This window comes from Corynebacterium lactis RW2-5 (genome assembly GCF_001274895.1).
GTDB lineage: Bacteria > Actinomycetota > Actinomycetes > Mycobacteriales > Mycobacteriaceae > Corynebacterium > Corynebacterium lactis.
In genome coordinates, this window is record NZ_CP006841.1 from 1,812,480 (window position 1) to 1,825,333 (window position 12,854).

General features: G+C 59.8%; 11 protein-coding genes. 6 read left to right on the forward strand and 5 right to left on the reverse strand.

Going from position 1 to position 12,854, the window contains the following annotated elements; translation table 11 throughout:
* Positions 1–14: 14 nt before the first annotated feature.
* Entirely contained in the window at positions 15–1,208 is a 1,194-nt protein-coding gene (ctaC, locus tag CLAC_RS07900) for an aa3-type cytochrome oxidase subunit II (RefSeq protein ID WP_053412441.1), read from the reverse strand.
* A 453-nt stretch (positions 1,209–1,661) separates the two neighbouring features.
* On the opposite strand from ctaC, the gene asnB reads away from it, so the two are divergent.
* On the forward strand, positions 1,662–3,587 hold the full coding sequence (asnB, locus tag CLAC_RS07905; RefSeq protein WP_053412442.1) for an asparagine synthase (glutamine-hydrolyzing): 1,926 nt from the start codon (positions 1,662–1,664) through the stop codon (positions 3,585–3,587).
* A gap of 123 nt (positions 3,588–3,710) precedes the next feature.
* Here the strand turns inward: asnB and CLAC_RS12380 are convergent, their stop codons facing one another.
* Both CLAC_RS12380 and CLAC_RS07910 read right to left on the reverse strand, forming a co-directional pair.
* Positions 3,711–3,893 (reverse strand): PspC domain-containing protein, encoded by a 183-nt coding sequence (locus CLAC_RS12380; RefSeq protein ID WP_082313249.1) that lies wholly within the window; start codon positions 3,891–3,893, stop codon positions 3,711–3,713.
* A gap of 14 nt (positions 3,894–3,907) precedes the next feature.
* Complete coding sequence (locus tag CLAC_RS07910) at positions 3,908–4,249, reverse strand: HesB/IscA family protein (protein ID WP_053412443.1); 342 nt, start codon at positions 4,247–4,249, stop codon at positions 3,908–3,910.
* Positions 4,250–4,469: 220 nt separating this feature from the next.
* On the opposite strand from CLAC_RS07910, the gene CLAC_RS07915 reads away from it, so the two are divergent.
* Genes CLAC_RS07915 through CLAC_RS07930 form a run of 4 tightly spaced genes read left to right on the forward strand, consistent with a single transcriptional unit; the run spans position 4,470 to position 7,796 of the window.
* Positions 4,470–5,216 (forward strand): DUF3043 domain-containing protein, encoded by a 747-nt coding sequence (locus CLAC_RS07915; protein WP_053412444.1) that lies wholly within the window; start codon positions 4,470–4,472, stop codon positions 5,214–5,216.
* A gap of 15 nt (positions 5,217–5,231) precedes the next feature.
* On the forward strand, positions 5,232–5,807 hold the full coding sequence (locus CLAC_RS07920) for a bifunctional adenosylcobinamide kinase/adenosylcobinamide-phosphate guanylyltransferase (protein WP_053412445.1): 576 nt from the start codon (positions 5,232–5,234) through the stop codon (positions 5,805–5,807).
* Positions 5,808–5,830: 23 nt separating this feature from the next.
* Positions 5,831–6,868, forward strand: a complete 1,038-nt coding sequence (gene cobT, locus CLAC_RS07925; protein WP_053412446.1) for a nicotinate-nucleotide--dimethylbenzimidazole phosphoribosyltransferase — start codon at positions 5,831–5,833, stop codon at positions 6,866–6,868.
* Between the two features lie 43 nt (positions 6,869–6,911).
* Complete coding sequence (locus tag CLAC_RS07930) at positions 6,912–7,796, forward strand: adenosylcobinamide-GDP ribazoletransferase (RefSeq protein WP_053412447.1); 885 nt, start codon at positions 6,912–6,914, stop codon at positions 7,794–7,796.
* Between the two features lie 498 nt (positions 7,797–8,294).
* On the opposite strand, the gene CLAC_RS07935 is transcribed toward CLAC_RS07930, so the two are convergent.
* Together CLAC_RS07935 and CLAC_RS07940 are read right to left on the reverse strand one after the other, a co-directional pair.
* Positions 8,295–9,668, reverse strand: coding sequence for a DUF418 domain-containing protein (locus tag CLAC_RS07935; RefSeq protein ID WP_169750334.1), 1,374 nt, complete (start codon positions 9,666–9,668; stop codon positions 8,295–8,297).
* A 168-nt stretch (positions 9,669–9,836) separates the two neighbouring features.
* Entirely contained in the window at positions 9,837–10,952 is a 1,116-nt protein-coding gene (locus CLAC_RS07940; protein WP_053412449.1) for a branched-chain amino acid aminotransferase, read from the reverse strand.
* Between the two features lie 209 nt (positions 10,953–11,161).
* Between CLAC_RS07940 and CLAC_RS07945 the strand changes: the two genes are divergently transcribed.
* On the forward strand, positions 11,162–12,700 hold the full coding sequence (locus CLAC_RS07945; protein WP_053412450.1) for a leucyl aminopeptidase: 1,539 nt from the start codon (positions 11,162–11,164) through the stop codon (positions 12,698–12,700).
* Positions 12,701–12,854: the final 154 nt, after the last annotated feature.

Genomic DNA, 12,854 nt, shown 5'->3' on the forward strand with positions numbered 1-12,854 from the left:
AGAAACGGTTGCGTTTACTTTGCTTCTGCGTTCAGGTCGATCGTGTTGGCGCCACGGTCATCGAGATCGCGGGTGTCAGCACGGCCGGAGTTGAACGGGGAGGTGGAGACTGCGAAGGCCGGCTCGTTGATGTGCTTCAGTGCATCAGCGTTGGAGGCTTCCGGATTCTCCTGGCGGAACTTGATGTACTCGGTGAACTGCTCGCGAGAGACAGCACGAATCTCGAAGTTCATCATTGCGTGGTAGGTACCGCACATTTCTGCACAGCGACCGACGAATGCGTTCTTGACCTTGTCGGACGGGTTGTCCTCCGGACGGTTAGCAATCTTCTCAGAGTCGATCTTCTCAATCTGGAAGATACGGTTCGACTTGTTGCGCTCCGGGTGCGGGAAAGCGTCACGCTTGAACAGGAACTCCGGAACCCAGAAGGAGTGGATGACGTCAGCCGAAGCCAGGTCGAACTCAATCGCGGTGTCCTGCGGAACGACCAGAACCGGAACCTCTTCGGTGGTACCGAGGGTCTCAATCTCGTCGTAGTGCAGGTAGGACAGGTCCGAAGTGGACAGACCGTGAATCGGGTGTGCCTTCTTCTCTGCGCGCTCCTCGTCGCTCGGAGAGTGGTGGCCACCCTCGGAAGCGCCGAGATCCATGCGGTCAGCCTTCTTGTTTGCGACCTCTTCGTTGCGGCCGTTGTACTCCTCGCCGCCCATCAGGTCAGCAGAAATCTTGCCGTAGCCGAACTTCCAATTCCACTGGAATGCGGTTACGTCGACGGTGACCTCAGGGTTCTTGTCCAGCGCGGTGACCTTGTCCTGGGTCTGAACGGTGAAGAAGAACAGGGACATGACAATCAGAATCGGCAGAACGGTCAGAACCAGCTCAACCGGAACGTTGTAAGCAGTCTGGCGCGGGAACTCACCCTTGCCACCCTTCTTGGCCTTCTTCGCGGTGAAGAACGCCATCGAGTACAGGGTCAGACCCCATACGATGATGCCGATAATCCAGGCTGCAACCCAGGTCCACACCCAAAAGTTACCCATAGCCTGGGACTCCGGAGTAACGCCTTCCGGCCAGCCGAAACGGAGCAACTTGAAAAAGCCATTTTCCGGAGGATTAACATCACAGCCGGCGAGCAGGGCTGCACTACCGGCGGCAACGCCGAGGACGCCGAGCTTGCGGGCGACTCCGAACTTTCTACGCTGATTCACGTGTGTCTGCCTTCCTGATCCACACAATTTTCGATAACCGATAATGGTTTCGTCCTACCCAAGCAGAGTAGTCGATTCCTGTGATTTCTCCACAACAATTTTGCGCGTGGGGTGCTCTTGAGTATATCCGCCCTAATAAAATACTGAGAAAGACCCACCCTTCGGGGGTGGCTTTTTATCAGACTTCTCTTTCAGAGCCCTGGCAAAACCTTTAGACACCGGTCAGCCCATCACGCCACTGTCCCGTTTCAATCGCACACACCCCACACCACAAGCCCTTGCTGCAACACCTTGAGGCCTTAAGGCACTAAAGTAAGTGCCGCATTCCATGTGGCGCCTCGATATGGCGACCGCACGGGGACATTCAGTTCCGGCGGCGGATCTCAGCAATCTACGCTCCATCCCAGCCCGCTTCTAACCCCGAGTACAAGATGAAAGGTGTTCGCACGAAGCATGTGTGGTCTTCTAGGAATCCTTACGGCCAACGCCGACGCAGCGGACTTCGTCCCTGTTATTGAACGAGCCCTGCCGTGCATGCGGCACCGCGGCCCAGACGATGCCGGCACGTGGAACGACGGCGATGCCGTTTTCGGTTTCAACCGTCTCTCCATTATCGATATCGCGCACAGCCACCAGCCTCTGCAGTGGGGGCCCGAAGGACAGCCAAACCGCTACGCGATGACCTTCAATGGCGAAATCTACAACTACGTGGAGCTTCGCGAAGAGCTGAAGAAGGAAGGCTATTCCTTTAATACTTCCGGCGACGGCGAACCCATCGTCGTGGGTTTTCACCATTGGGGCGCCGATGTCGTAAAGCACTTACGCGGCATGTTCGGCATCGCGATCTGGGACTCGGTTGAACGTCGCCTCTTCCTCGCCCGCGATCCGTTCGGCATTAAGCCGCTCTACTACGCAACCACTCCGAAGGGCACCATTTTCGGTTCCGAGAAGAAGTCCCTACTCGAATCAGCTCCGGAAATGGGTATCGATGCCAAGGCTCTGAAAAAGCGCGCCGTCGAACACTACGTGGACCTCCAGTACGTGCCGGAGCCCGAGTCCCTCCACACCGACATCGTCCGCCTGGAGTCGGGTTGCAGCGCATTCGTCTCCCCCGGAGGAGAGGTAAAGCAGACTCGTTACTTCAACCCCAGCTTCCCTATCCAGCCGGTAGCCAAGGGAACTGAACAGCAAGTATTCGACCGAATTGCTCGTGCGCTTGAAGACAGCGTCGAAAAGCACATGCGAGCAGACGTGACGGTGGGCTCCTTCCTTTCCGGTGGCATCGACTCGACGGCTATTGCAGCCCTGGCTAAGCGCCACAACCCGAACCTGCTCACCTTCACCACGGGCTTTGAGCGGGAGGGCTTCTCTGAGGTCGACGTCGCGGCTGAGTCAGCGGAGGCCATTGGTGTGGAGCACATCGTCAAGATTGTGTCTCCGGAGGAGTTCGCCGGGGCGATTCCGAAGATCATGTGGTACCTGGATGATCCGGTGGCTGACCCGGCCTTGGTCCCGCTGTACTTCGTGGCGGCGGAGGCGCGTAAGCACGTCAAGGTCGTACTCTCCGGCGAAGGCGCGGACGAGCTCTTTGGTGGTTACACCATTTATAAGGAGCCACTGTCGCTGAAGCCTTTCGAAAAGGTTCCCTCTCCCCTGCTTCGTGGACTGGCTAAAGTCGGCGAGGCACTTCCGGAAGGCGTGCGTGGCAAGTCCCTGCTGCAGCGCGGCACGACTCCGCTGGAGCAGCGTTACTACGGCAACGCGCGCTCGTTCAACTTCGAGCAGCTCCAGCAGGTACTGCCGTGGGCGAAGAAGGAATGGGATCACACCGACGTGACCGCTCCGATTTACGCGAAGTCCAAGGGTTGGGATCCTGTGACCCGCATGCAGCACCTAGACCTGTTCACCTGGCTGCGCGGTGACATCCTGGTCAAGGCTGACAAGATTACTATGGCCAATTCGCTCGAGCTGCGTGTTCCTTTCCTGGACCGCGTGGTCTTCGACGCAGCCCAGTCTCTCCCCGTCGATATGCGCGTCGCCGAGGGCACCACTAAGTACGCTTTACGACGTGCGATGGAGCAAATTGTCCCGGCCCATGTTTTGAACAGGCGCAAGCTCGGCTTCCCGGTTCCGATCCGACACTGGCTCGCGGGCGACGAGCTTCGCGGTTGGGCAGAGGACGTTATCCGCGAATCGCAGACGGAGGACCTTATCAGCAAGGCAGCCGTCCAGAAGATGCTTGCGGAGCACCACCCCACCGAGCGCGACCACTCCCGTCGACTCTGGACAATCCTGGCGTTCATGGTGTGGCACGGCATCTTCATCGAAGACCGCATCACCCCGGACATCGAGCAGCGCGATTACCCGGTCGAACTCTAAAGGCGCAGTTTAGAAAACTAAACCCGATACCTAAGTCGCCTCTAATGAGGTTTCGACAAAGGTATCGGGTTTTAGTATTTTCAAACCACTTTTTCAGCGAATGTCAGATATGGCACGCCGCGTTTAACTCTGCTTTGGCATTACTAACCATGCCAGTAGGTAGAACACTGCCTGCGGGCCTGGAAATAAAAACGACGCCACGAATAGTACTCGGACCATTGTTGGCGACCATCCGAGCCAATCAGCAATGCCACCGCAGACTCCGGCAATAACTTTATGATCTTTGGAACGCTGTAGTTTAGCCATCTTTCCAAGCTGTATCAGTTGAAGGAGTCGCCGCAGGCGCAGGAGCCGGTGGCGTTCGGGTTGTCGATGGTGAAGCCCTGCTGCTCGATGGTGTCAGCGAAGTCGATGGTGGCGCCCATCAGGTACGGAACCGACTGACGGTCGACGACCAGCTTTACGCCGCCGAAGACCTCGGAAACATCACCATCGAGGCTGCGGTCATCGAAGTAGAGCTGGTAACGCAGGCCAGCGCAGCCACCCGGTGCGACAGAAATACGCAGTGCCAAATCGGTTGCGCCTTCCTGGTCCAGCAGGGCCTTCGCCTTTGCGGCAGCAGCTTCGGTCAGGGTAACGCCAGTGCCCTGAGCAGTAGTCATAGCGCCTGTCCTCCTTCTTGAAGTGTTGAAAAGTGCGAGTCGACCCCTAGGTCGGCTACGTCATTGTTTATCACAACACTACTACCCCGGCTCTTATTCCAAACTTTTTGGTTAACTTTCAACAATTTTCTCAGCGGCTCGGATGTTATGGCTCTTATGCTGCACCACCAATGCGGAGGGCAATTAGAAAGGCCGAGGTGATTCCTTATAGTCTAGGGTCGTGGAAATTCCGTGGAAGAAAAAGAAGAACGAGCAGATGGGCTCCGCTGCCGCTGCGGCATCTGCCAACCCCTTTGACGGTGGCGCGTCAGCAGAGGATTCGGCAGCTAGCCCGCAGTCCGAGGACTCTAAGCAGGCTCACGGCGCGTTCACTCCGAAGAAGGGACGTCCGACCCCCAAGCGCAACGACATCGAACGAGAGCGAGGCATTCGCCGGGGCTATTTCGAGGCTCCGCTGACCTCTAAGGAGGCCCGTCAGCGCCGCAAGGAGCTGAAGGCTTCGATGTCCAAGGAGGAACTCAAGGCCGTCAAGGCGCGCGAACGCGCTGAGCGTCGGGAGCAGCGTCGCATTGCAGATGAGCGAATGGCTGCCGGCGATCCCCGCTACCTGTTGCCTCGCGACCAGGGCCCGGAGCGCAAGCTCGTCCGTGATTGGGTCGATTCGCGCCGCTTCCTCGCCAACATCTTCCTACCGTTCGCGCTGGTACTGCTACTGGTGATGATGGTCGGCACCTCCATGCCGAAGGTCGCCAACATCGCCTCGATTGTAGCCATGGTTCTCATCGTGGGCCTGTTTCTCGAGGGCATCTACCTTGGCCGCCGCGCGATGAAGCTGGTGCGCGAGCACTTCCCGAAGACCTCCGAGGGGCCTTGGGGCATTGGCTTCTACGCCTACTCGCGCGCATCCCAGCCGCGCCGCCTGCGCACTCCTCGCCCGCAGGTCAATATCGGCGACGATATCAAGTAAGAACCTAGGCCTAGGATGCGCACGCTCGTCTTGGGAGGGGCCCGCTCAGGCAAGTCCGTGTGGGCGGAGGAACAGCTGCTCGCCGCCCATTCCGGCCGGACCCTCTATTATCTGGCCACCGCTCGACCGTGGCCCGGCGATGACGATTTCCTCGCCCGCGTCGCCGCGCATAGGAACCGTCGGCAAGCACAGGCCGACCGCTACGGCGTAACGTGGCGCACAATCGACGACGCCGACGCAGCCAGCGTGCTCGCATCACCCGAGTCTCTAGGTCCGGCCTCTCATCTTTTGCTTGACGACGTGGGCACCTGGCTGACCCACGTAATGGAAGAGGCCAGCCTCTGGGATAAGCCGCGGGGACAGGTCGAGCCGATGACCGACGCCCTAGTCGATGCGGTGCGTGACTGGCCCAGCAACGCGGACCTGGTAATTGTGTCCCCGGAAGTTGGCCTCGGGGTAATACCTGAGCATCGTTCCGGGAGGCTCTTCCGCGACGAAATTGGTCTGCTCAATCAGAAGCTGGCAGCCCTGTGCGAGCGGGTTGTCTTGGTGGTTGCGGGTTGCCCGATGGTCGTGAAGCAGCCCTCCTGAAGATTCGGGTAGCGTTTGTAATTATGAACGCGGATTATTTTGGTCCGGTAGCGCGACCGGATGAGAATGTTGAGCAACTAGCACGAGAGCGTCAAGCACAGCTGACCAAGCCCGCGGGCTCACTCGGGCGACTTGAGGAACTCGGTATCTGGATTTCCGCATGTCAGGGCGAGTGCCCACCACGAGAGTTGCAGGACTGCCGGGTAGTTGTATTCGCCGGCGACCACGGTATCGCGCAGCACGGGGTTTCCGCTTTTCCGGCGGAAGTCTCCATTCAGATGCTCGCCAATATCCAGATGAAGGGCGCCGGCGTCAATGCCCTCGCAGAGGTCGCGGGCGCATCCGTTTCCGTAGTCGACATTTCGTTGGATCATGATGCGGACGGGCCGTATCGCGTGCGTCGTAGTTGCGGCTCTATCGACCGCGAAGATTCGATGAGCGAAGAAGAGGTAGCCCGCGCTATTCGCGCTGGAATCGCCATCGCGGACAAGGCGGTGGACGAGGGCGCTGACCTACTCATTGCCGGTGACCTCGGCATTGGCAACACCACGCCGGCCGCGGCGATGATTGGCGCCGTCACTAACTCCGAGCCCGTGGTGGTGGTCGGACGCGGCACCGGCATCGACGACAACGGTTGGAAAATCAAGGTAGCGGCAGTCCGCGATGCGATGTTCCGGGTCCGGCGCCTGCGCAACGATCCGGTCGAGGTACTGCGCCGAATTTCCTCCCCCGACCTGGCCGCAATGGCTGCATTCCTGGCTCAGGCAGCGGTGCGGCGCACCCCGGTCATCCTCGATGGCGTAGTGGTGACCTCGGCCGCGCTACTCGCCGACCAATTAGCTCCAGGCGCCCGGGACTGGTGGGTTGCGGGCCACAAATCCGCGGAGCCGGCGCATGAGATTGCGCTGCGGCACCTGGATAAGCAGCCACTCCTCGAGTACGGAATGCGGTTGGGCGAAGGCAGCGGCGCGGTAGCCTCCCTGCCGCTGGTCAAGCACGGCGTTTCCATTCTTCGCAACATGGCGACTTTCGCCGACGCCGGCGTGAGCAACAAGGATTAAATGAGACTGCGACACGAAGGCGTGGCGGAATACAGAGCGAGCTATGTCCGATAAGGCGGGACCTTCACAGGAAGGTCAATTAGAAGGCAATATCGCAGCCCACGGCAACGCCGTCACTGAGGGAATTACCACGGCGCTGTCGTGGCTTACCGTAATTCCCCTGCGCGGGGCCACGGTTTTCGACCGCATCACCGGCCGACGCGCCATTTCAGCGCTGCCGATTGTGGGGCTCGTTCCCACGGCCGCTGCCGTCGCCCTCACGGTTGCTTTCATGGCTGCGGGACAGCCCGCAGACGACTCGGCGGGAATCGAGTTGGCCCTCCTGGGCGCCCTAATCGTTGTGGCAACGCAGCTGCTCACCCGCGGTATGCACCTGGACGGCCTGGCAGACATAGCGGATGCCCTCGGCTCCTACGCGCCGCCGGAGAAGGCACGGGAAATCCTTCGTGATCCTTCCACCGGGCCGATGGGTGTCGGTGCGATTGTGCTGTCTCAGCTGGTCAATGCCGCAGCCTTCGCACTCCTGTCGGCAATTGCTATCGGATACTGGCGCAGCGAACCCACTTTCGGGACAATTAGCACTGGCCTTGCCTGTTTCGCAGTCCCCTTTGTCGCGTCCCGCCTTGCTGCTACTACAGCATGTTGGACGCGCTTCCCCCGACAATCGGACACGGGCTTCGGCGGGTTGGTTGCGGGCAGCCAACCGGGCTGGGTTATCGCGACCTGGTGGTTGGTTCTCTTCTTCCTTGCCGCCTGTTCGCTGGGGCTGGCCGGATTACTAGCCAGCGCGTCCTCATTGATTATGACTTTGGTTTTTACCCGCCACTGCTCACATCGTTTAGGAGGAATCGGCGGAGACGTACTGGGGGCCGTAATTGAGTCCTCAACTGCCGTTTCATCCTGCGCATTGGCGATTGCCCTGCAGTAGGTTCGAGGTTCTACTCCCCCGTTAGTGTTTTTTCTTCCAAAACTATTGACTAGGCGTAAATAACGGACGTATTCTAAGGGCACACCGCCGGGAAGGCGGAGTACAGGAGGCTCGTTTCGGGGCTCGCCCAAATTATTTTGCGCCGACCGTTTGCCGGGGCGCCAAGAACGAGCACACCTTCTAGCCTCCCGCTTTAGAAAACACGCCCTAGGTTTTCCTAGGGCGTGTTTTTTGTTTTGAAGACGGGCCAAGATAGGGGGTAAGGGGCAGGGTTCGGCGGCGAGACAAAACGCCAGCCCACGTGTGAAGCGCTAGTGACCTGTTGGCGCGATATTCACTTGTAGGTGCGCTATAGCGCGCCAACAACATGATTTCGCTCCGACAAGTGGCACTGGTGGTACTCAAGGACCGTTTACTAGGGGCATGTTGCTTAGGGCATGGCCGAGCGTTAACACACTCCTATCCTTCGAATCCAAGCCTCCCGGCTGAGCGCCGACCTTAGGCCTTGGTTCCCTGCTCCCCCACTCCGAGGTACGCCACCTTGTGCATGCACCACTCCAGCGGCCCGCGCTTGAACTTGCGGAACCAGAAATGCGCGATAATCATGGGCGCGACCACGAGGATCAACAGCATCACTCCCAATCCAAGTTCCGTGTCAACCCCGGCAAGACCGAGCAGCAAAAGCACATCGAGAACCAGGATATGGCCAACGTAATAAGTCAGAGATGCGCGTCCCATCGTCGCCAGCGGCTTCAAATACGGCCCTGCGAAGCGCCAAATTAGAGCCATGCAGGCAATCAGTATCGCCGTGACACCAATACCGCCCAGAATTTCGGTGATGGAGCCCGAGTGCGGGGCTGCTACAAGGAGCGACCGGATGTCATCAATGCGAGTGGTTCCGGATTCGGTCTGCATCCAGCTGTACTCGGGAGCTGCGCCTCCGAACCCCAGATGCGCAATGCTGTCCTGCCGGGCAATGCTGTCCTGCCGGTAGATTTCGTAGGCCGCTCGGCGCTCCGCGTCAAAAGTGGTGAAAAATCGGACCGCCAAGCTAATTGCGTATGAGATAGCCGCAAGTCCAGCTCCGACGCCCAGCATTACCCTAAACCGAGGCTTGTCCGAGGTAACTACGCGACCTAGGACAAGCCCTGCCAGCAGGAACGGAATCCAGGTCAGCACCGGGTAAAAGCCGTATAGGAGCAAAACCCTGACGTTTGCCAGCAGCCCTTCAACCGAGGTCAACTCCAGTACCGATGGGACCATCAGCTCGTCTACTGGCGGGAAAATCGTGCGCAATCCGAAAGAAAGAAGCGGAGTAATAACCGCAGCAAGGGCCGTCAGAATCATAAGCACCGACGTGCGCCGAATCTTCAGCACCACCGCTGCCAGAAGCAGCAGGACCGAGTAGGTGGTCAGGATGACCATCGGCCCGAAACTGATGGCGGAAAGGAGCAGACCGGCGACAAGCAGCGCAAGCGATCGCTTCACAATCGTCATCTGTCCGTCGCGCGTGATTGTATTCGGGTCAGGATGTCCCGCGCGTCGTGAAGCGGAGCGAGCCATAAAGACAGCCGAGATACCAGCGAGCACCGCGAAGGTGATGGAGGCACGACCGGAGGCGACGAACTCGACCACGACGGGCACTTTGGCGTACATGCCGATGTGGGTCAGGACCATGCCGATAATCGCAATGGCCCGAACCGCATCGAGGTAGTCCAGCCTGCTCCCGCGCGGTGGCTGGAAGCTCTCTCGCTTTCCGACGCTCTCACCGCCCGTTGCAGGCCTAATTGACGACTGCTGACTCATCTGTGTTGCGGCTACTTCTCCCTGGCCGCGTGCGCCCGATACGGCGCAGCCCTCTGCTGATCTCATAGTCATAATTCAACCGGCCGGGCATGGATAAGCCGATATCCCCCAGAGTAATTCCAAGGTAGTGCTGGCACCACCATAACCGGAATTTTGGCTGTCCGAAGGCTAGCTGATTGCTATCCGAGGTCTCGGCCGGCTACGACCGACTGTCGCCAATCATCTAGGTACGAACTACGCCTCGACCAGCTTGTAGATCCACTCGTGGGTGTCCTCAACCTCGCCGTGCTGGATGCCGGTCAGGCGCTCGCGAAGCTTCATGGTCCACTCGCCGGTGGCGCCACCGTTGATTTCGAATTCGCCATCCGCGGACTTCACGAAGCCGACCGGGGTAATCACCGCAGCTGTGCCGCAGGCGAAGGCCTCGCTCATCCGACCGGACTCCGCGTCCGCCTTCCACTCGTCGGTGGAGATGCGACGCTCCTCGACGTTCATACCCATGTCCGCGGCCGCCTGGAGCAGAGAGTCTCGGGTAATACCCGGCAGCAGTGAGCCGGACAGCTCCGGGGTGACGAGGCGCACGCCTGCTTCTGCAGACTCGTCCGGGTAGATGAACGCCAGGTTCATGCCGCCCATTTCCTCGATGTACTTGCGCTCGATGGCATCGAGCCACACCACCTGGTCACAGCCCTTCTCCTCCGCCTGCGCCTGGGCGGCCAGGGATGCCGCGTAGTTGCCCGCGAACTTGGCTGCGCCGGTGCCGCCCGGGCACGCGCGGACGTACTCGTGGGAAAGCCACACGGTCACCGGGTTGATACCGCCGGAGAAGTACGCGCCGGCCGGCGACGCAATGAGCAGGAACGTGTAGGAATTGGACGGGTGAACCCCCAGAGTCTGCTCCGTGGAGAACATCAGGGGACGCAGGTAGAGTGCCTCTTCCCCACCGGCTGGCGGGACCCATTCCTTGTCTGCATCCACAAGCAGGCGGATAGCCTCCAGGAAGGCCTCCTCCGGAAGCTCCGGCATCGCGATGCGCTCGGCGGAGCGCTGGAAGCGGCGGGCATTCTGCTGCGGCCGGAAGGTCACGATGGAACCGTCGGACATGCGGTAGGCCTTGAGCCCCTCAAAGATTGACTGCCCGTAGTGAAGGACCGAGACCGCCGGGTTGAAGCTAATGGGGCCGTAGGCCTCGAGGCGGGCATCGTGCCAGCCCTTGTCTGCGGACCAGTCAATTCGAACCATGTGATCGGTGAAGTACTTGCCGAATCCCGGGTTGGCGAGTATCTCCTCACGCTCGGAAGCAGAGCGCGGATTCTGGTTACGTTCGATTGAAAATTCCAAAGCAGACATGTGTTTAATCCTAAACCGGCGTGGTGGACGGGCGCTTCGCACGCCCCCAAATGAAGCCCGCAATCACGAGCAGCGATGAGTGTGCCGCGAAGTAAAACCCATGGTTAGGGCGACAGTTATCTGAACTCGGTTCCCCGGGTAGGGGCAGAACTCAGCATTTAGAGATACGGTGGTGTGTCACATACTACGACTACTAGGAGATTCGATTTATGTCAGTCCCAGCTAACGGTCTCGGAAGCGCCCTGAACGACAAGATTCTGGCCGAGCACCTGCCTGCCGTCGGCACTCGTGTTGTCATCGAGGGGGCCGAGCAGCTCCCCGCAGAGGCTGACAGTGTGCTCGTCGCGCTTATCGACGGCGAGGACGGCCTCGAGTTGGTCGCCCCCGACGCAATCGGCGGCGCTGCAGAGGAGCTCCTCGCGGCATTCGAGGCTGTGTCGGCGAGCGCTCAGCCAGAGTCGATTACCACTGTCCCGGCCCCCGCGAGCCTCGACGTTAACGCGGTAACCGCCGTCGGCCTTGGCTCCGACAATCTCGACGCTGAGGACATTCGCCGTGCTTCCGGTGCTGCAGCTCGCAGGATGACCAAGGCAAAGGTCGTATTCAACACTCTTGGCGCCATCGATGCGGCTGCGGCGGCAGAGGGGTTCGCGATGGGCGCCTACGCCTACGCCGGCCACAAGTCCGACGCTGTGGAGAAGGAAGAGTCCGCGCCCACCACGCAGAAGGTGGTCGTGCCTGGCGCGGGAGACGACGTCGTAAAGCGTGCTGCAGCAATTTCCGATGCCGTTGCGACCGCCCGCGACTTCGTCAACACCGCTTCGTCCCACCTCTACCCCGAAACCTTTGCAAATGCCGCGGAGGCTCTCGGCCGCGATGCCGGTCTCGAGGTCGAGGTGCTTGACGACGAGGCACTACTCGCCGAAGGATTCGGTGGACTCAACGCTGTCGGTGGTGGTTCGTCGCGCGGCCCTCGACTGGTTCGCCTGAAGTGGGCTGGCAATGGGGATTCGAAGAACACGCTGGGTTTGGTCGGTAAGGGCGTCACCTTCGATACCGGCGGAATTTCGCTGAAGCCGGGCGCCAGCATGGAGAATATGATTTCCGACATGGGCGGTGCGGCCGCGGTTATCGCGACCGTCGTCCTCGCAGCCCGACTGGGTGTTTCTACCCCTGTGACGGCGACCGTGCCAATGGCTGAGAACATGCCGGGCGGCAAGGCATACCGCCCGGGTGATGTTATAACGCAGTACGGCGGCAAGACCATCGAGATTCTGAATACTGACGCGGAGGGTCGGTTGATTCTGGCTGACGCGCTGGTTCGCGCTAGCGAGGACAAGCCGACTCACCTTATCGATACGGCTACTCTTACCGGCGCGCAGCTCATCGCGCTGGGCGAGCGCACCCCCGGCGTTCTGGGTAGCGAGGAGTTCCGCGACCGCGTGGCTGAGCTTTCCCAGGGGGTTGGCGAAAACGGCTGGGCAATGCCGATTCCGGAGGAGCTTGCAGAAGCACTGAAGTCTCCTGTGGCAGACCTGCGCAACGTCACCAATTCCCGCTTCGGCGGCATGAGCGTTGCCGCCGCATACCTGCGTGAGTTTGTCGGCGAGGATATCGAATGGGTACACATCGACGTTGCCGGCCCAGCTTTCAATACGACCGGGGAGTACGGCTACACCCCGAAGCGGGGCACCGGTGTCCCGGTCCGGACCATGTTCTCCGTAATCGAGGACTTGGCAACGAATTAGCCGGTCATACGGCAGTGAATTACCCCTATGACATGGAACCCAAAAACGGCCACAGCCTGCGGTGGGTTGTGGCCGTACGCAAGCTGAGAATTCAGCCTGTAAGCTGATTTGTAATAACCATCTTTAAACGAGATTTTTACTTTCGAGGAGTGCA

What these genes read in the sequence shown, in the direction of transcription:
- asnB (WP_053412442.1), top strand. Translation starts at nt 1,662, where the DNA reads ATGTGTGGTCTTCTAGGAATCCTTACGGCCAACGCCGACGCAGCGGAC.
- CLAC_RS12380 (WP_082313249.1), bottom strand. Translation starts at nt 3,893, where the DNA reads ATGGCTAAACTACAGCGTTCCAAAGATCATAAAGTTATTGCCGGAGTC.
- CLAC_RS07910 (WP_053412443.1), bottom strand. Translation starts at nt 4,249, where the DNA reads ATGACTACTGCTCAGGGCACTGGCGTTACCCTGACCGAAGCTGCTGCC.
- CLAC_RS07920 (WP_053412445.1), top strand. Translation starts at nt 5,232, where the DNA reads ATGCGCACGCTCGTCTTGGGAGGGGCCCGCTCAGGCAAGTCCGTGTGG.
- cobT (WP_053412446.1), top strand. Translation starts at nt 5,831, where the DNA reads ATGAACGCGGATTATTTTGGTCCGGTAGCGCGACCGGATGAGAATGTT.
- CLAC_RS07930 (WP_053412447.1), top strand. Translation starts at nt 6,912, where the DNA reads ATGTCCGATAAGGCGGGACCTTCACAGGAAGGTCAATTAGAAGGCAAT.
- CLAC_RS07935 (WP_169750334.1), bottom strand. Translation starts at nt 9,668, where the DNA reads ATGAGATCAGCAGAGGGCTGCGCCGTATCGGGCGCACGCGGCCAGGGA.
- CLAC_RS07940 (WP_053412449.1), bottom strand. Translation starts at nt 10,952, where the DNA reads ATGTCTGCTTTGGAATTTTCAATCGAACGTAACCAGAATCCGCGCTCT.
- CLAC_RS07945 (WP_053412450.1), top strand. Translation starts at nt 11,162, where the DNA reads ATGTCAGTCCCAGCTAACGGTCTCGGAAGCGCCCTGAACGACAAGATT.